The organism is Shewanella sp. AS1 (assembly GCF_021412565.1).
GTDB lineage: Bacteria > Pseudomonadota > Gammaproteobacteria > Enterobacterales > Shewanellaceae > Shewanella.
Map to the genome: position 1 here is coordinate 894,027 of NZ_JAKCLJ010000001.1, position 17,402 is coordinate 911,428.

Here is a 17,402-nt window from a genome sequence, read left to right on the forward strand (position 1 = left end):
GCTTATGTCTATCTATCTGCGCCGTTTTATCTCTCTTATCTTATTCGGTTTTATCTATTTTTCACTGTCAGCTTTTTCAGATGTACCTGATAGCTCGCCGATGCAACATGCAGGCGCCTTATCACCTTCAAAGTCGATTGTTGATTATTTGGTGAGCGAGAAACTCGATGGCGTACGAGGGCGTTGGGATGGTGGTCGAATGTTGACACGAAGTGGCAATGAGATCACATTGCCTAGCTGGTTTGCTCAGGGTTTTCCTAAGCAGGCATTAGATGGCGAGCTGTGGATTGGTAGAGGCCAGTTTGATGCCATTTCGGCTTTAGTGCGCAGAGGCGAGACTGACGATCATCTTTGGCGGCAGGTGAGATTTATGGTGTTCGATATCCCCAATCTTGCCTTACCTTTTGCAGAGCGTTATCACTATGCACTCGAACATTTTTCTACTTTATCTCCCTACCTTGTGATTATCCCTCAGTGGGAACTGCATGATAGACAGGAGCTAGACAGATTGCTCGATAGTGTTGTGATAGCCGGCGGTGAAGGATTGATGCTTCACAGAAAAGCGGCGCTATATCGTAATGGGCGCAACCAGGATCTGGTAAAATTAAAACTCTTTGAAGATGCCGAAGCCCTTGTTATTGCCCACCATCCGGGGAAGGGCAAATATCAAGGTATGTTAGGCTCGCTCGAAGTGAAAACGCCTGAGGGGATAGTATTTCGTATCGGCACGGGCTTTAGTGATGAGCAGCGCAAAGCGCCGCCCGCCATAGGTACCACAGTGACTTATAAATTCTACGGGGTGACTCAATATGGTATCCCTCGATTTGCCAGCTTTGTACGAATAAGAGAGCCATTATGAACGGGGTTAACAAAACTTAATGAAAAACAACTTGAAAGGGATTTCGCTGAGGCGCAATCTGAAAGTGCCAATTAGCTGATAACAAGAAGGATTACGCTATGAAGTCAACGACTGAAACCAAAGCACTGAGTGATGTGACGACAAAAATCGGTATCGCACTTTTTATTACTTTTTGCGTAGTTGCCCCTTTTACCGATCTTGCCGATATTTTGCTCCATCTCTAACTTGTACCCATAGCAAACCATCATAATTGAGGATTGGATCTTGCGAGGTCACTAGGAGAAAGCATGTCTCCTGTGGCCTGATGGTTTTCTCAAGCAACCTGTTTTTAGGTGTATAAATTTAGATGTATTAGTTTAGATGTATTAGTTTAGATGTATTAGTTTAGATTCTTGCTGTTAAGCTACCTCTTTTAAGCTCATTTCTTTAAGCCCCCTGTTTTAAAATTACTCCTTTAAAATGCCTCTTTAAAAGGTCTTTGCTACCCTTGCTCTCTGTAGACTTATGCTGTTTTGAATTAGCTTATATTTTTAGTTAACTTATTGTTTAATAACTTAAAAATATTATCGTCAGTCGACGAGACTTGTTGCTAAAGGCTTTTTAATTATAAGCTTATTGAATAATATGCCATTGATAGTTTGGGTGATGTTATGAAGCGTATCAATTCTGTTTTGTTTGTCTGTATGGGTAATATCTGTCGTTCGCCAACGGCGGAGGCTATCTTCAAGGCTAAGGCGGCCCGCAGAGGGGTTGCCATCGAAGTGGACTCGGCCGGCACTATCGATTACCACCAGGGCGAGCAAAGCGATCGCCGGGCGAGGGCGGCAGGAGAGCGGCGCGGATATGATTTTTCCAGCATTCGTGCCAGAGGTGTTAGTGATTATGATTTCGCCCATTTCGATCTGATTTTGGCGGCAGATAATCATAATATGCGTGACTTGATGCAGCGTTGTCCTGTAGAGCACAGGCATAAACTGGCCTTGATGTTATCTTTTGCCAAGAGTGATCACACAGAAGTGCCCGATCCCTATTATGGTGGCGATAAAGGGTTTGAGTTAGTGCTGGATTTACTGGAGCAGAGTTGTGACCGCTTATTGGATAATATCCAATATGGCTCGGGCGAACTCTAGGGATTAGTCTGTTAGTCAATGCGGAGGCAGTGAAAAATAGGCGACGCTGTTATTAATCGTCTTTAACTATCATTAACCGCCATTAACAGCTAATAATTGGCATTAATTACAGGCTATTGTCGCCCATGCTTAGAGATGGTTTTTATGATCAGTCGTTGTGCCGCACACCTGAGCGTTTTAGCTTTTCAGCTTCCAGTTTCTGCTGTTTTAAGGCTGCTTTCTCGGCGAGTATTCGGGCAACTTCCGCTTTCTCAGCTTCTGCCATTTCAGGCGTTTCTAAGGATAAGAGACCAATTTTACCGGAGCGAAATTCGTGAAGTAACAGCTCAGATGCCTTGTGAAGATCGATGCGTCCCCCCGGTCTCAGAGCGCCGCGTTTACGACCGATGGCTTCCAGCAAACCTATATCCTCTTTAGGCAACTCTTTGAGTTTATAACGTTCCGCTATGGCATCTGGGTAGGCCTGTAAGAAATATTCAGCGGCGAACATAGCCACATCTTCATATTCCATTGCAGTATCTTTGATAGCGCCCGTGACGGCCAGACGGTAGCTGCTGGCTTCATTGTCTACTTTCGGCCATAAGATACCTGGAGTATCGGATAATACGATACCGTTCTTTAGATTGATCCGCTGCTGACGCTTGGTGACTGCGGGCTCATTACCTGTCTTGGCTATCACTCTGCCTGCTAAGATATTGATGATGGTAGATTTCCCTACATTTGGGATCCCCATAATCATGGTGCGGATATCTTTCTCTGTAGTATCACGGCTGGGGACCAGCTTACGGCAAAGGTCGGGGATCTTCTTCACCTGAGCGGCTTGCAGGGTTGTGATCGCCATGGCTTTCACCCCTTGCTCCTGCTCAAGATAATCTATCCACAGCTGTGTGGTTACAGGATCGGCTAAGTCAGATTTATTGAGCAATTTGATACAGGGTCTATCGCCACGCAGTGTCTTGACCATAGGGTTTTCGCTGCTGAAAGGGATCCTGGCATCGAGTACCTCAATCACGAGATCGATTTGAGGCATTACCTCTTCAATCTCTTTGCGTGCCTTGTGCATGTGACCGGGATACCACTGAATAGCCATTGTTTTACTCTGCTCTGAAACTTAAGTTGCGGGGGATTTTACCTTGAAACGCACTAAAAATCACAAATATAAAGCGCCAATCGGCGCCTTATCTCTATCTGGTTTTATATTAGACCAAGTTCTCGCAGTCTTTCCATCAGATAACTTTCGGCGGTGTAACGCTCCGAGAGAACAACCTCAGGCTTAGGGTGCAGAAACAGAGGTAAAGAGATGCGCGAGCGGCTCTTATCAGCACCTTCTGGGTTGATCACTCTGTGGGTGGTTGATGGGAAGTATCCACCTGAGGCCTCCTGCAGCATATCACCGGTATTGATGATGATATTGCCAAAGTCACTGGGAACATCAAGCCATTTACCTTGTTTACTCTTCACTTGCAGACCGGGTTCATTGGCTGCCGGCAGCAGAGTCAGAAGGTTAATATCTTCATGGGCGGCGGCTCGAATGGCTCCAAGCTCTTCAGCACCAGATAGTGGTGGATAATGTAAGATCCGTAGCAGTGTTCTCTGGCTCTCCTCTATCATCTTAGGTAGGGCCATTGAATAGTTAGCCGCAATATCGGCTGGGGTATATGCTTCAACCCAGCTGAGTAACTCTGCCGCCAGAGCATTGGCCTGATCATAATAGTTGAGGATATTTTCCCTTAGTTCATCAGGAATGCGTCCCCAGGGATAAACATGATAGAACTCTTTAATATCCTTAACGTTATTTCCTTTCGCTGTTTCAGAGACATCAGCGGGGAAGAAACCATCATGGGTTTCTGTGCTAAACAGATAAGCCTGCTTGGCATCGCTATCGAAAAACGTCTGCCACTGGGCGTAAATGGTCTCAACTAAACTTTGCTTAATCGGATGGTTTGTTAATACACCGAAACCTGTGTTGCGTAAGGAATTGACAAATTGTTGTGCACTGTCGGGCGCGCGGTAATCAATTGTTTCTAATTGTTCAGCTTTTAATGGCATAGCTTCTAATGGCATAGTTTTTCTGACCTTATTGACCCCTTTTGCGGCAGTGTAACCCTCATAGGGTGCAACAGCAAAGAAGTGTGACTTTAATCACTTAAATTATTGTTTATTAGCTAAGTTATCTGGTTTTGCTTTGTTGGTTTTTGCCTTGGTTTTTAAATTGTTGAGTCAAAACAGTCGCGCTTAAAATGAGTGTCGCTAATAGTTGAGTTAATCCCTTGGGCTTTATCTGATACGCTTATGAATATGGATAAAAAGATGTGTGTCTGCTTGGGCTTGTTGAGCTAGTTGAGTGAGTACAAATAATGCGTAAATTAACTGAATTTGAGCAGTATGTGATCGAGGATAAGGGCACAGAGCCTCCTTTCAGCGGTGAATATTATCGGCATGAGGCGAGGGGCATCTATCATTGTAAACGTTGTGATGCACCTTTATATCGCTCAGAAGATAAATTTAACGCCCACTGCGGCTGGCCCGCTTTCGATGATGAGATCCAAGGGGCGGTGAAGCGTTTGCCCGATGCCGATGGGCGGCGAGTAGAGATAGTCTGCTCGCAGTGCGATGCCCACCTTGGCCATGTGTTTGAGGGAGAATATTTAACGGAGAAAAACCTCAGGCACTGTGTAAACTCGGTTTCTCTCTTGTTTAAATCGCTGCAGAAGGATGACATGCCCATTAGCGAGCAGGCGCAGACGAAAGCAAAAACCGACAAGGCAACATTCGGCGGCGGCTGTTTCTGGTGTTTAGAAGCTATATTTACTCAGGTTAAAGGCGTGCTTTCGGTACAATCCGGATATGCAGGCGGTGAGGCGCAGGAGGCAAATTACAAGGCTGTGTGCAGCGGAAACACGGGTCATGCAGAGGTGGTACAGCTTGAGTTTGACCCTCAGCAAATCAGCTTCCGTGAGTTGCTGTTGATCTTTTTTCAGAGTCACGATCCGACGACCTTAAACCGTCAGGGCAATGATGTCGGGCCACAGTACCGCTCGGTGATCTTCGCCCATGATGATGCCCAGATCCGCTGCGTCACTGAGATGTTAGCCGAGCTGGAGCAACATAAACTGTATGATAACCCCGTTGTTACTCAACTGACGGCATTTGAAGATTTCTATCCTGCCGAGAGCTATCATAACGACTACTATGCCCATAATTCTCAGCAGCCTTACTGCCAAATTGTCGTAAAGCCAAAGGTCGACAAATTCAGGGCGGTGTTTGTTGATAAACTGAAGCGGTGAATCAGATACGGTGAATCAGAAACAGCAAAGGCGCAGATAGCGCCTTTGTTGTTTTTACTGAAATAGTTACTGGGTTAGCTAACTCGGTTAGTCTTATTTAGTCGAGCTTGTCATCGGCCACCTTATAGTGGGGATCTTCAATCAGATTCACCTCGACAAGATCGCCAGCCTTATGTAATAGCTGTTTACAGTCGTGGCTTAAGTGGCGCAGGTGCAAACGTTTTCCGGCATTGACATAGCGTTCAGCTAAGGTATCTATGGCATCGAGTGCAGAGTGATCGCAAACCCGGGAGTTTTGAAAGTCGACAATGACATCGTCGGGATCATCTTGGGTGTGGAACAGCTCGAGAAACTCGGCGGTTGAGCCAAAAAACAGCGGGCCGTTAAGTTTATAGACTTTCCAGCCATTGGTATCTTCGCTTACCTGAACATTGATATGTTTGGCATGCTCCCAAGCAAACACAAGTGCAGAGACAATCACACCCACGAATACCGCGAAGGCTAAATCGGTAAAGACAGTCACAACAGTAACCAAGATGATGACAAAGGCATCGTGCTTAGGCACTTTACGCATCACCTTAAAGCTGGCCCATTCAAAGGTGCCCAGCACGACCATAAACATCACACCTACTAGGGCAGCGAGTGGGATCATCTCTATCAGGGATGAGCCAAACAGGATAAAGGCCAGCAGGGCAACAGCCGCTGTGATCCCAGATAAACGACCACGACCACCAGAGTTAATATTGATCATCGATTGGCCTATCATGGCACAGCCACCCATGGCGCCGAAGAAACCGCTGGTGATATTGCCTAGACCCTGACCAACACACTCTTTGTTACCGCGTCCACGGGTGTTGGTCATTTCATCAATCACTGTAAGGGTCAGCAGAGACTCAATCAAGCCTACAGCCGCGAGGATAAATGAGTATGGCAGTATGATATACAGGGTCTCTAGACTGAATGGCACAGAGGGGATAGCAAAAATTGGCAGGCTACCTGCGATAGTTGCATTATCATCGCCGCTCATGGATTTTAAGAAATCCAGTACATTGCGGGTGTCGAGATTAAAGAACACCACGATAAAGGTAACAGTTAAAATCGCCGCGAGTGAGGAGGGGAAGGCGGTGGTGATTTTAGGTAAAAAGTGGATGATAGCCATGGTCAGGGCAACCAGCCCCAGCATGAGGATCAGCTGATCTTGTGGCAACCAAGCTAATACCCCATTGCTGTCAGGTACCTTAAATTGGCCAAGTTGAGCAAGGAAGATCACTATGGCCAGACCGTTAACGAAGCCTATCATGACAGGATAGGGCACGATACGGATAAACTTGCCCAGTTTAAATAGGCCGCAGCTGACTTGAATGAGGCCCGCTAATACGACGGCAGCAAAAAGGTATTGAATGCCATGCTCTGCGACAAGTGCCACCATGACGACTGCCATGGCGCCGGTTGCACCAGAGATCATGCCTGGGCGTCCACCGATCAAGGCGGTAACCAGCCCCATGATAAAGGCGGCATAAAGGCCAACCATAGGCTCGACACCTGCAACGAATGCAAAGGCGACAGCTTCGGGGATCAGGGCCAGGGCAACAGTAAGACCGGAGAGTAAATCCGCTTTGTGGCTGCTGGTTTTATGACGGATAAGATCGAACATTTAACCTCTGTTATTATTTTGTAAGTTCAAATTTAACGGGCGGATACTAACAAAGTTGCACTTGTAATGACATAAAAAAAAGCCATGCAGATAGCATGGCTTGGGTAGGCGTCTTTTGTAAAAGACGCCTGATTCGCTGACAGTTATGGACGCGCCATATCTGAGGCTGCGCTGTTGGGTTTAGTCGCAGGTTGCTTCGCTTCTTTCTCGCTTGCTTCATATTGACGTCCCGATGGGATATCAACAGTCGGCTTAGATTCAACCTGTGGTTTGGTCATGGTAGAGGTTACCATAGTCCCAAAACGACTTACCGCTTTCGCCGCCGGTTTCGCTTCAGCAGGTTTTTCGGTTACTTCGACCTTAGCTTTTGCCGGTACCGCAGCGCTTGGAGCTGCAACTGCCGCAGGTTTAGCCATAGGTGCCGAGGCAGTTGTGCTGCTTGCTGCAGCTTTTTCAGCCTTAGGCTCTGATCTAGGAGCACTGTTTTTTGCCTCATCAGCAACTGGCTGCTCTTTAACATCAGCCTGTGTTTTAGCGTCTTCAAGTGTCTCAGTTTCTTGAGCCGCTACAGCGACTTCCTGCACAGCTTGTTCAGAGGCAGCTTGTTCAGAGACAGCTTCTTCAGAGGCAGTAGCTTCTACAGCCGCTTCGTTAGCATTTACTTCTTCAGCTGGGGAAGCCGATTCAGTAGTGGCTGGTTCCACAACCTCTTGGGTCGCAGATTCTTTAGCGGCGAGAGGCTCAGTCACTTCTGCTACTGGTTCACTTTTAACTTCTGCTGGTGAATCAGTCTCTTGCTCAGACTGTGGCTCAGTTTGCTGCTCTGATTGTTGTGCAGAGGCGGCCTTTGCAGACTCTTGTGTTGGAGCCACTTCAGTCTCAGTTGCCGAAAGCGCCTCGACATCCAGGAAAGGTGCAGTCTCAACCTCATTTGGAATAAATGCCGGTTCTTGACCTTCTTGGCTTGAGTCCTCATCACGGCGGCGACGTTGGCCTGCGGCGCGAAGATGACGTGGGCTACGACGACTACGGCGCTGTCCATCACGGCTTTCACGCTTGGTTTCAGCATCGCTGTCTTTGTCAGTATCGGCTACCTGAGCTTCCTCTGAATTGCCAGTAAGTTCATCGGTATTAGCCTTTGAGTCCGCGACTTTGGCTGCTTGCGCTTTCACCTCTGCAGTATTTTCTGGCTCAGCCTGGCTTGAACTGGTCTGGCTTGATTCGGCCTGAGTAGATTCGGAGCGTACCTTGTCATCAGCTTCCGCTTCCTTGCTGGCTTTTGGCTCAGTAGTTTCAGCTTTATCCTGCTCTTTATCCTGTTTAGGCTTGGCCTTACGAGGCTGACGTTTAGCGCGCGGCGCCTTCTCATCAGACTTAGTCTCGGATTTAGTTTCAGGTTTAGTCTCAGACTTAGCCTCAGATTTCGCATCAGACTTGGCTTCACTCTTAGCGGCATCTTTTTTCGCTGTATCTAGTTGCAGATCAGCATCCTGAGTGATCACATCTGGCGCTGCTGTCTGCTCAAGTGCAGTTTCATCAGTTTGTTGCTCAGTCGTGACGCGCACCTTGCGGCGCATGTTACGACGCTGACGACGTTCTCTTGCCGCTTCCTGTTTAGGTTGCTGCTCTTGAGATTCTTCGCTTACTTTTGTCTCAGTCTGTGACTTAGCGTCTTCACGTTTTACACGTTTGTCGTTGCGACCTTTCGCTGGACGAGAGTCAGTGCTGCCAGACTTGCTGTTACGGCTGCGCTTGTTGTTCTCGTTTTCGCTAGTCTCACTCTCATCACGGTTACGGCGATTGTCAGTGCGGCGAGTGTTGTTGCGACGACCCTTACCACGGTTTTGGCTACTGCGGCGAGGTTGTTCTTTGGTTTCTTTCTTCTCGCTTTCTTTGCTGTCAGAGCTAAAGAGTTTAGCGATAGCACCAAGGAGTTTAGAGATAAGGCCTGGCTCAGCTTCTTTCTTCTCGGTAGCTTTGGGTTTTGTCGCCTGAGGTTGAGGTGCGGATTGTACCGGCGCGGCAAAGCCCTTTAATGCCGGCTCGGGCGAGGCTGCACGCTCAAGCTTACGGGGCTCATAAAGCTTGCTCTCTGGTTTCTCAAGCAGCTTGTAGCTGGCTTCTGTGATCTGCTCATCCTTGCGATGACGGGTCACGCGGTAATCCGGTGTCGTCATATTAGGATCGGGGATCACATAGACTTCAACATCATGGCGCTGCTCGGTAATGCGAATCGCTTTACGCTTCTCGTTTAGCAAGAAGGCGGCAACATCCACAGGCACTACGGCCTCAATTTGCGAGGTATTTTCTTTAATCGCTTCCTCTTCCATCAGGCGTAAGATGGATAAGGCTAAAGATTCAGTGCCACGAATGGTGCCTTGGCCATGACAGCGCGGACAGATGTGCGCGGCCGATTCTTCTAGAGAAGGGCGCAGACGTTGACGAGACATCTCCATCAGACCAAAACGCGAGATACGGCCTAACTGGACGCGGGCGCGGTCGTGATGTACGGCATCACGCATTCTGTTTTCCACTTCACGCTGGTGTCTTACTGGTGTCATATCGATAAAGTCGATCACCACTAGGCCACCTAAGTCACGCAGACGCAGTTGACGTGCGATTTCGTCGGCCGCTTCCAAGTTGGTGTTCAGTGCGGTTTCTTCAATATCACCGCCTTTAGTGGCACGGGCAGAGTTGATATCGATTGAGGTCAGTGCCTCGGTCGGATCGATAACGATTGAACCGCCAGAAGGCAGGCGAACTTCACGCTGGAAGGCCGATTCAATCTGAGTTTCAATCTGATAATGGGTAAAGAGTGGTACTTCAGCTTCGTAACGTTTGATACGATCGACAAAGTCAGGGCGCACCAGGGCAACGTGTTGCTTGGCTTGCTCATAAATACGTGGATGGTCGATAAGCACTTCGCCTACATCGCGGCGCAGGTAGTCACGAATTGCACGTACAATAACGTTACTTTCCTGATGGATAAGGAAAGGCGCTGGACGACTTTGTGAGGCTTCTTCAATCGCAGCCCAATGATGTTGCAGAACTTTTAAGTCCCACTTGAGTTCGGCTGCATCTTTGCCAACACCTGCGGTGCGTACGATTAAGCCCATGCCTTGTGGCACTTCAAGCTCAGATAAGGCTTCTTTTAATTCGGTGCGCTCATCCCCTTCGATACGGCGTGAGATCCCGCCTGCACGAGGGTTGTTTGGCATCAAGACCAGATAGGAACCGGCGAGACTGATAAAGGTTGTTAAGGCCGCGCCTTTGTTGCCGCGTTCCTCTTTATCGATTTGTACGATAACTTCTTGACCCTCTTTGATCACCTCTTTAATGCTTGGGCGACCCTGGAAAGAGTAACCTTTAGGGAAGTATTCGCGGGCAATTTCTTTTAGAGGAAGGAAGCCGTGACGTTCGGCGCCATAATCGACGAAGGCAGCTTCGAGAGAGGGTTCTACGCGGGTAATTTTACCCTTGTAAATATTGGCTTTTTTCTGCTCATGACCTGGACTTTCAATGTCGAGATCATATAGCTGTTGCCCATCTACAAGGGCAACGCGCAACTCTTCTGATTGAGTTGCATTAATTAACATCCGTTTCATGATGACGTATTTCTTCTTAAAATAGGGTCATCAAACCACACATATTCGATGCATTACGGGCCTGGTTTGGTGTCCGAAAACCTCACGGCTTGGGTCCAGGCTAAAGGTGCGCAGATCTGTAAGACGCAATCGCTGCGTGTCGCTACCTATTTATGGCTCATTTTTAAATGTTTCGAAAAACAAGGAATTCGTTGTTAAACGTCAACCAACCCCATAAATTCTAATGTACTTTCCGGTAATGCCAAAATCGATATAGTGTTCGTCTGACGACAAGCTAAAATTAAACTTCGAATTTGGGGCGCTATTCTTAGAGAAACCACATGAAAATGTGGCATTAGCACTGTGTTTGGTCGTTTAAACTCGTTTTATCGGTTCTTTGTGGTGCAACGACTTGCAAATCAATGGTTTGCTACTCAGTGGAAATGTTTTTTAGTCTCCGCTCTTCGCGCATGCATAGGGGGGATTATGAACACTTTATCCAATCTTTATCCCCATAAGCGAGGCAAATATAGCAACAATCCAGAAAATCAGCAAATGGAAAGGCATAAAAGATCTGACTTGTGTACAATAAGCGGCTTGAACGATACAAGGCTTAGCATGAATAACTCACAATCTTTAAATAAAGTCGAATTGGTCACTATTGATGAAGACAATGTCGACCAACGCATCGATAATTTTTTGGTCACTAAATTAAAAGGTGTGCCCAAGAGCATGATCTATCGCATTGTGCGTAAAGGCGAGGTGCGGGTGAATAAGAAACGCATTAAACCTGAGTACAAATTGCAAGAGGGTGATCTGGTGCGAATCCCCCCGGTGAGAGTGTCAAACAGCGATGAAAAGCCAGGACCGAGTGCCAAGTTGACTAAGGTGTCGCAACTGGAAGATCGCATCCTTTTTGAAGATAAAGCTATTATCGTCCTCAATAAGCCGGCTGCCATTGCCGTGCATGGTGGCAGTGGGGTCGACTTTGGCGTGATTGAAGCGATGCGGGCGCTGCGTCCACAGCAGAAGTTTCTCGAACTGGTACACAGGCTGGATAAAGATACATCGGGTGTCTTGCTGATCGCCAAGAAACGCAGTGCGCTTAAACATCTTCACGACCAGCTGCGTTATAAGAAGATGCAAAAAGATTATTTGGCTTTAGTACGGGGTGAGTGGCAGAGTCATGACAAGGTGGTCAATGCGCCGCTGTTGAAACTCACCCTTAAATCGGGCGAACGCATCGTTAGGGTCAATAAGGAAGGTAAAGCTTCTGAAACCCGTTTTGCGATTAAGCAGCGTTATAAAGGCGCGACATTGGTGCAGGCCAGTCCGGTTACCGGCAGAACCCATCAGATCAGGGTACATTGCCAATATGCAGGTCATCCTATCGCCTGTGATGAAAAATACAGTGAGCAAAAGTTTGATGACAGCATGCGGGCATTAGGCTTGAACCGTCTGTTTTTGCATGCTGCCCAGCTGAGGTTTATTCATCCGGTGACAGAAGAGGTGATGCAGGTGAAAGCGCCTTTGGATAAAGAACTAGAACAGTTATTAAAGCAGTTGGAAAAAGCATGAAACGATATGAGTTAGTCATTTTCGATTGGGATGGCACCCTGATGGATTCCATAGGCAAAATCGTTGCCTGTATGCAGCAGACGGCGAAAGAGCTGAGTCTGTTAGTACCGAGTGAAGCCGCGGTGCGTGACATTATCGGCTTGTCTATGGATGAAGCCTTGAATGTGTTACATCCCTCAGCTTGCAGCCAGACGCGCTTGAAAATGATCTCTGTGTATCGTGAACAATACTTACAGCTGAACAAGACGCCGAGTCCCCTGTTTGAAGGGGCAGAGGAGTTGCTGCTGACATTAAAAGCATCTGGTCATCAATTGGCGGTTGCCACAGGCAAGGCCCGTGCGGGCTTGAATCGTGTCTTGAATGAGACAGGATTTATCGGCCATTTCCATGCCAGTCGCTGCGCCGATGAAGCCAAGAGTAAACCTGACCCACAGATGCTGCATGAATTACTTGCACAGCTCAATGTATCCCCTGACAAGGCTATGATGGTAGGGGATTCTATTCATGATCTTAATATGGCGAAGAATGCCGGTATCGATGCCATAGGTGTCAGTTATGGTGCCCACAGCGAGGTGGTCTTGCAGCAGGCAAGTCCCATTGCCGTAGTGGCTTCACCGCTGGCTATGTTGCCTGTGATATTAGGTCAAGCCTGAGCCTGAGATAGCAGCTTTACGACTGGAGTTCGAAAAAGCAGGCAGGCGTAATGGCGTGCCTGCTGTTCTTGTTCCATTTTTCTTGCCTTTCTTGCCTTTCTTGCCTTTCTTGCCGCTTATGGATTGAGTACATCCACCCCAAACTCCAGTAGCATTTCGGTTAATAGAATAAGTGGTAAACCTATTAATGCGTTAGGATCCCGCCCCTCCATCTTAGTAAAGAGGGCTATGCCTAAGCCTTCGCACTTAAAACTGCCAGCACAATAGAGCGGCTGCTCCTGATTCACGTAGTAGCGTATCTGCTGCTCACTGAGTGTTTTAAAGTGAACACTAAAAGGCTCGCATTGCACACTTATCTCATCGGTATCCAGATTGTACAGTGCCAGAGCGGTATAGAAGGTGATCTTGCGCCCCGAAAAGCTGCTGAGCTGTTTAATGGCGTTTTCCACCGTCAAGGGTTTACCTAGGATTTGCGTATCGAGCAGCGCCGCTTGATCTGAGCCTATGATGATGCCGGATGATTTGCCCTTGGCACCAGCCTTGGCTTTATTGACTGCAAGGCGCATCACCATCTTCTGGGCGGTTTCAAAGGCAAGCGGCGTCTCATCGGTATCGACAGCGCAGGTGTCAAAAGGCAGAGCAAGTTTTTCCATTAACTGTCTACGATAGGGGGATGTGGATGCAAGAAACAGCGGTGGGGTCATCTTAAAACCTCAAAATCTATGATAAAGGGCGCCAGCATAGGAGCAGATGGTATCAGTTTTCTAAGGAATTAGACTAAAATTAAGCGGTAAATGCGGCTATTTTAATCGGCGGGGGCTTGAGTCTATATCGGCCCTTGGGTAAAATTCCGCTTCCATTAATTTTGGAGTAATTCGTGAGTTTTTTAGGAATTGCTATCTTGATCGCTATCAGGTAACAAATTTTCCTTTGACTCCGAGTAATTCAAACTATAATATGCGCGCCTTATGCAAACAGTAAAGATACCGGTTTCAATTGATCCAAACCGTGCAGCAGCGAGTAAGCTTTCTTTTGATGGCTTCATTCCTGGTGTGCAGTTAAAACGATTAAATGAGTTAAGTGCCGGCGACTGTTCCGATGTGGCAGTGTCGCTTGAATGTGGCGTAGATATACAGGGGATAGTCTACCTGAAAGGGAAGGCTGTGACGGAGCTCACTCTGATTTGTCAACGTTGCATGACGCTTTATACCACTGAGGTTACGGTCGACTTTTGTTTTAGCCCTTGCGGGTCTGAGGCAGAAATCGATGAGCTCCCGGATGCGTATGACCCTATTGAGTGCAATGAGATAGGTGAGGTTCGTCTGCATCAATTGATTGAAGATGAATTGATAATCGCTATGCCTTTGATACCTATGCATGACGACGAAAGTTGTGATGAAGGGGATCAGGATATAGTCGTAGGCGAGATTGAGCCCGCTCAAGAGGAGCGTCCAAATCCGTTTGCAGTGTTAGAAAAACTGAAGAGCAAGTAATCTAGGAGACAGGTCAAATGGCTGTACAACAGAATAAAAAATCTCGTTCAAAGCGTGGTATGCGTCGTTCACACGATTCATTGGGCACAGCTCAATTATCTGTAGACGCTACTAGCGGTGAACTACACCGTCGTCACAATGTGACTGCAGACGGTTACTACCGTGGTCAAAAGGTTATCAACAAGTAATTTGTTGATAAGCTTATGACTGATCTGACGCTTGCGTTAGATGCGATGGGGGGCGATATTGGCCCCCGAGTCACAGTGCCTGCAACTCTGCAGGCACTTCGCTTATATCCCTTCTTAAATGTCATTTTAATTGGTGATAACGCTCAGATAGAGCCGTTATTGTCTCAGTGTGACAGCAAGCTTTTATCTCGGATTGAAGTTCAGCATACGACGCAAGTCGTGAAGATGACCGACAGACCGGTTCACGCCCTGCGTAACAGCAAGCAGAGTTCCATGCATCAGGCCATTGAGCTTGTGAGGGATAATCGTGCACATGCCTGTGTCAGCGCTGGTAATACGGGCGCCTTGATGGCTATCGCCAAAGTTCTGCTTAAAACATTGCCTGGTATAGACAGACCGGCATTAGTCAGCTGCTTACCATCGATAAATGACAAACCTGTTTACCTGCTCGATCTCGGAGCCAATGTTTCCTGCTGTTCAGAAACCTTGTTTCAGTTTGCCGTTATGGGCTCAGTATTGTGTGAGGCGGTTGATAAGAATGCTTCCCCAAAGGTGGCCTTACTCAACGTGGGGATTGAAGAGATAAAAGGTAACGATCAGGTTCAGCAGGCCTCGCAATTATTGCAACTATGTCCACGGCTTAACTACACTGGATTTATAGAAGGCGATAATATTTACTCTGGTGAAGTCGATGTTATCGTCTGTGACGGTTTCGTTGGTAATATCACGTTAAAAACCTCTGAGGGGATCGCAAGACTCCTCGTGCATCAGTTAAAGAAAGGATTAACACAAGGCTTTTTTGTACGGTTAATGGCTAAATTAATCGCGCCGCAAATCAATAACGTGTTAAATCAGATGAACCCCGACCACTATAATGGGGCAAGTCTGATAGGATTGCGCGGAATTGTAGTGAAAAGTCATGGAAGTGCTGACGAAGCCGCCTATTTGCAAGCAATTAGCTTGGCTGTGACCGAAGCACAACGTCGACTCCCTAAGATGATTGAAGAACGTCTTGAGTCGATTCTTTTAGATATAAATAACTGATATTTCCTTATGCATACAAAAATTCTCGGAACGGGCAGTTATGTGCCAGCGCAAGTTCGTAGCAATCAGGATCTGGAAAAGATGGTGGAAACCAGTGACCAGTGGATTGTTGAACGAACCGGTATTTCAGAGCGCAGAATAGCAGCCAGTGATGAATCTGTTACCACCATGGGGCATCAAGCTGCTTTAAAAGCACTTGAAATGGCGGGCATTAAAGCCAGTGAATTGGACATGATTGTCTGCGGCACGACCAGTGCCGATAATGCATTTCCTGCAGCGGCCTGTGAAATCCAAGCATTATTAGGGGTGCATACCATCCCAGCCTTCGACGTGGCAGCGGCTTGCTCAGGATTCGTTTATGCACTGTCAGTTGCGGATCAATTTGTTAAAACCGGGGCGATGAAAAAAGTGCTGGTCATAGGTGCCGATGTGCTCTCACGTCTTTGTCATCCAGAGGATCGTTCAACCATTATCCTGTTCGGTGATGGTGCGGGCGCTGCTGTGATTGGTGCATCCGATACCCCTGGTATTTTATCGACCCATATTTATGCCGATGGCCGCCAGGGCGATCTGCTTAAATGCCTTCTTCCCTCTCGTACTGGAGAATCGTCAGACGCCAATGGCTTTATGACGATGAAAGGTAACGATGTCTTTAAAGTGGCTGTGACACAACTGTCACATGTCGTCACTGAAACACTGCGACTCAACCAGATAGATAAATCGGAAATCGACTGGTTAGTCCCCCATCAAGCTAACTTCCGTATCATTAAGGCCACGGCGAAAAAGCTGGATATGAGCTTAGATAAAGTCGTTCTCACTTTGGCCAAACACGGTAACACGTCGGCCGCTTCTGTGCCGATCGCCTTAGATGAGGCGGTCCGTGATGGGCGCATTCAACGTGGTCAGCTATTATTGTTAGAAGCTTTTGGTGCCGGTTTTGCTTGGGGCAGTGCATTAGTTCGTTTTTAAGCTATAATAGTTTGATTTCAAAAAGGTATATAAGAATGGAAAAAATCGCTTATGTTTTTCCTGGGCAAGGTTCTCAGGCCGTGGGTATGTTGGCCGAACTTGCTGCAGAACATGAGATTGTTGCGCAAACCTTTGCTGAGGCAAGCGAAGTATTAGGCTACGATTTGTGGCAACTGGTTCAGGTAGGTCCTGCTGAAAGCTTAAATGAAACAGATAAAACTCAGCCTGCGCTGTTAACTGCCAGTGTTGCCATCTGGCGCGTGATTGAGTCATTAGGTGTGGCCAAGCCAGAAGTGCTTGCGGGTCATAGCCTTGGTGAATATTCGGCATTAGTGTGCGCCGGAGTGATCAAGTTTGCCGATGCGGTGAAATTGGTTGAGCTACGTGGTCAATTGATGCAGCAAGCTGTGCCTGCAGGTACTGGGGCTATGTACGCCATTATTGGCTTGGAAAATGATGAAATCCAGAAGGCTTGTGAGCAATCAGCCCAAGGTGCAGTAGTCAGTCCAGTTAACTTTAACAGTCCTGGTCAGGTCGTGATTGCCGGTGAGAAAGAGGCGGTTGAGCGCGCCGCATCCGCCTGTAAAGAAGCGGGAGCCAAAATGGCCGTTGCTTTGCCTGTGAGCGTGCCTTCACATTGCCAATTAATGAAGCCTGCAGCCGATAAGCTGGCCGATACATTAGCCACAATCGATTTTTCTGAGCCTGCAATCAAAGTGATCAACAACGTTGATGTGGCTACACCAGTGACTGCTGCTGAGATTAAAGATGCTCTGATCCGTCAGCTCTACTGCCCTGTAAGATGGTCAGAAACGGTTGAAGCGATGGCGGCAGACGGAGTGACACAGTTAGTTGAAGTAGGTCCAGGTAAAGTGTTAACTGGACTTGCAAAAAGAATCAATCGCTCTCTTGGGGCCAAGGTTGCCAACGATCCAGCTACTGTTGCGGTATTGAGTGAGTAAA

The 17,402-nt window shown here is 47.5% G+C and carries 16 protein-coding genes; 11 read left to right on the forward strand and 5 right to left on the reverse strand.

Annotation, left to right across the window (positions count from 1 at the left end; translation table 11 throughout):
• Nucleotides 1-4: 4 nt before the first annotated feature.
• The 3 genes from LZP69_RS03960 to LZP69_RS03965 all read left to right on the forward strand — a co-directional run bounded on the left by LZP69_RS03960 (nt 5) and on the right by LZP69_RS03965 (nt 1,989).
• Entirely contained in the window at nt 5-859 is an 855-nt protein-coding gene (locus LZP69_RS03960; RefSeq protein ID WP_234198875.1) for a DNA ligase, read from the forward strand.
• Nucleotides 860-957: 98 nt separating this feature from the next.
• Nucleotides 958-1,083 (forward strand): hypothetical protein, encoded by a 126-nt coding sequence (locus LZP69_RS16605; protein ID WP_267961960.1) that lies wholly within the window; start codon nt 958-960, stop codon nt 1,081-1,083.
• Between the two features lie 426 nt (nt 1,084-1,509).
• Nucleotides 1,510-1,989, forward strand: a complete 480-nt coding sequence (locus LZP69_RS03965) for a low molecular weight protein-tyrosine-phosphatase (RefSeq protein ID WP_234198876.1) — start codon at nt 1,510-1,512, stop codon at nt 1,987-1,989.
• 148 nt (nt 1,990-2,137) lie between these two features.
• Here the strand turns inward: LZP69_RS03965 and ylqF are convergent, their stop codons facing one another.
• Entirely contained in the window at nt 2,138-3,079 is a 942-nt protein-coding gene (gene ylqF / locus LZP69_RS03970) for a ribosome biogenesis GTPase YlqF (protein ID WP_234198877.1), read from the reverse strand.
• Nucleotides 3,080-3,183: 104 nt separating this feature from the next.
• On the reverse strand, nt 3,184-4,053 hold the full coding sequence (locus tag LZP69_RS03975; protein ID WP_234198878.1) for an isopenicillin N synthase family dioxygenase: 870 nt from the start codon (nt 4,051-4,053) through the stop codon (nt 3,184-3,186).
• 293 nt (nt 4,054-4,346) lie between these two features.
• Here LZP69_RS03975 and LZP69_RS03980 point away from each other — a divergent pair, with 293 nt between their 5' ends.
• Nucleotides 4,347-5,276 (forward strand): bifunctional methionine sulfoxide reductase B/A protein, encoded by a 930-nt coding sequence (locus LZP69_RS03980; RefSeq protein ID WP_234198879.1) that lies wholly within the window; start codon nt 4,347-4,349, stop codon nt 5,274-5,276.
• A gap of 97 nt (nt 5,277-5,373) precedes the next feature.
• Here the strand turns inward: LZP69_RS03980 and LZP69_RS03985 are convergent, their stop codons facing one another.
• Both LZP69_RS03985 and rne read right to left on the reverse strand, forming a co-directional pair.
• A complete protein-coding gene (locus tag LZP69_RS03985) occupies nt 5,374-6,930 on the reverse strand; it encodes a SulP family inorganic anion transporter (protein WP_234198880.1) in 1,557 nt (518 codons plus the stop codon).
• 143 nt (nt 6,931-7,073) lie between these two features.
• On the reverse strand, nt 7,074-10,535 hold the full coding sequence (rne, locus tag LZP69_RS03990; RefSeq protein WP_234198881.1) for a ribonuclease E: 3,462 nt from the start codon (nt 10,533-10,535) through the stop codon (nt 7,074-7,076).
• A 597-nt stretch (nt 10,536-11,132) separates the two neighbouring features.
• Between rne and rluC the strand changes: the two genes are divergently transcribed.
• Nucleotides 11,133-12,092 (forward strand): 23S rRNA pseudouridine(955/2504/2580) synthase RluC, encoded by a 960-nt coding sequence (gene rluC, locus LZP69_RS03995; RefSeq protein WP_234198882.1) that lies wholly within the window; start codon nt 11,133-11,135, stop codon nt 12,090-12,092.
• The gene (locus tag LZP69_RS04000) at nt 12,089-12,745 is read left to right on the forward strand and encodes an HAD-IA family hydrolase (protein ID WP_234198883.1); all 657 of its coding nucleotides are present in this window, start codon (nt 12,089-12,091) and stop codon (nt 12,743-12,745) included. Before rluC ends, LZP69_RS04000 begins: the two co-directional genes overlap by 4 nt.
• 116 nt (nt 12,746-12,861) lie before the next feature.
• On the opposite strand, the gene LZP69_RS04005 is transcribed toward LZP69_RS04000, so the two are convergent.
• Nucleotides 12,862-13,449: a Maf family protein gene (locus LZP69_RS04005; protein ID WP_234198884.1), complete on the reverse strand. Its 588-nt coding sequence runs from the start codon at nt 13,447-13,449 to the stop codon at nt 12,862-12,864.
• A gap of 264 nt (nt 13,450-13,713) precedes the next feature.
• Here LZP69_RS04005 and yceD point away from each other — a divergent pair, with 264 nt between their 5' ends.
• From yceD to fabD, 5 genes are read left to right on the forward strand one after another with little or no spacing between them, the layout of a single operon-like run.
• Entirely contained in the window at nt 13,714-14,238 is a 525-nt protein-coding gene (yceD, locus tag LZP69_RS04010; RefSeq protein WP_234198885.1) for a 23S rRNA accumulation protein YceD, read from the forward strand.
• 17 nt (nt 14,239-14,255) lie between these two features.
• Nucleotides 14,256-14,426 carry a 50S ribosomal protein L32 gene (rpmF, locus tag LZP69_RS04015; RefSeq protein ID WP_234198886.1) on the forward strand — a complete coding sequence of 57 codons (171 nt, stop codon included), beginning with the start codon at nt 14,256-14,258 and terminating at the stop codon, nt 14,424-14,426.
• 15 nt (nt 14,427-14,441) lie between these two features.
• Nucleotides 14,442-15,470 (forward strand): phosphate acyltransferase PlsX, encoded by a 1,029-nt coding sequence (plsX, locus tag LZP69_RS04020; RefSeq protein ID WP_234198887.1) that lies wholly within the window; start codon nt 14,442-14,444, stop codon nt 15,468-15,470.
• Nucleotides 15,471-15,479: 9 nt separating this feature from the next.
• Complete coding sequence (locus tag LZP69_RS04025; RefSeq protein ID WP_234198888.1) at nt 15,480-16,439, forward strand: beta-ketoacyl-ACP synthase III; 960 nt, start codon at nt 15,480-15,482, stop codon at nt 16,437-16,439.
• 35 nt (nt 16,440-16,474) lie between these two features.
• Nucleotides 16,475-17,401, forward strand: a complete 927-nt coding sequence (fabD, locus tag LZP69_RS04030) for an ACP S-malonyltransferase (protein ID WP_234198889.1) — start codon at nt 16,475-16,477, stop codon at nt 17,399-17,401.
• Nucleotide 17,402: the final 1 nt, after the last annotated feature.

What these genes read in the sequence shown, in the direction of transcription:
- plsX (WP_234198887.1), top strand. Translation starts at nt 14,442, where the DNA reads ATGACTGATCTGACGCTTGCGTTAGATGCGATGGGGGGCGATATTGGC.
- rne (WP_234198881.1), bottom strand. Translation starts at nt 10,535, where the DNA reads ATGAAACGGATGTTAATTAATGCAACTCAATCAGAAGAGTTGCGCGTT.
- LZP69_RS04025 (WP_234198888.1), top strand. Translation starts at nt 15,480, where the DNA reads ATGCATACAAAAATTCTCGGAACGGGCAGTTATGTGCCAGCGCAAGTT.
- rluC (WP_234198882.1), top strand. Translation starts at nt 11,133, where the DNA reads ATGAATAACTCACAATCTTTAAATAAAGTCGAATTGGTCACTATTGAT.
- LZP69_RS03960 (WP_234198875.1), top strand. Translation starts at nt 5, where the DNA reads ATGTCTATCTATCTGCGCCGTTTTATCTCTCTTATCTTATTCGGTTTT.
- yceD (WP_234198885.1), top strand. Translation starts at nt 13,714, where the DNA reads ATGCAAACAGTAAAGATACCGGTTTCAATTGATCCAAACCGTGCAGCA.
- LZP69_RS16605 (WP_267961960.1), top strand. Translation starts at nt 958, where the DNA reads ATGAAGTCAACGACTGAAACCAAAGCACTGAGTGATGTGACGACAAAA.
- rpmF (WP_234198886.1), top strand. Translation starts at nt 14,256, where the DNA reads ATGGCTGTACAACAGAATAAAAAATCTCGTTCAAAGCGTGGTATGCGT.
- LZP69_RS03980 (WP_234198879.1), top strand. Translation starts at nt 4,347, where the DNA reads ATGCGTAAATTAACTGAATTTGAGCAGTATGTGATCGAGGATAAGGGC.
- LZP69_RS03975 (WP_234198878.1), bottom strand. Translation starts at nt 4,053, where the DNA reads ATGCCATTAGAAGCTATGCCATTAAAAGCTGAACAATTAGAAACAATT.
- LZP69_RS03965 (WP_234198876.1), top strand. Translation starts at nt 1,510, where the DNA reads ATGAAGCGTATCAATTCTGTTTTGTTTGTCTGTATGGGTAATATCTGT.
- LZP69_RS04005 (WP_234198884.1), bottom strand. Translation starts at nt 13,449, where the DNA reads ATGACCCCACCGCTGTTTCTTGCATCCACATCCCCCTATCGTAGACAG.
- ylqF (WP_234198877.1), bottom strand. Translation starts at nt 3,079, where the DNA reads ATGGCTATTCAGTGGTATCCCGGTCACATGCACAAGGCACGCAAAGAG.
- fabD (WP_234198889.1), top strand. Translation starts at nt 16,475, where the DNA reads ATGGAAAAAATCGCTTATGTTTTTCCTGGGCAAGGTTCTCAGGCCGTG.
- LZP69_RS04000 (WP_234198883.1), top strand. Translation starts at nt 12,089, where the DNA reads ATGAAACGATATGAGTTAGTCATTTTCGATTGGGATGGCACCCTGATG.
- LZP69_RS03985 (WP_234198880.1), bottom strand. Translation starts at nt 6,930, where the DNA reads ATGTTCGATCTTATCCGTCATAAAACCAGCAGCCACAAAGCGGATTTA.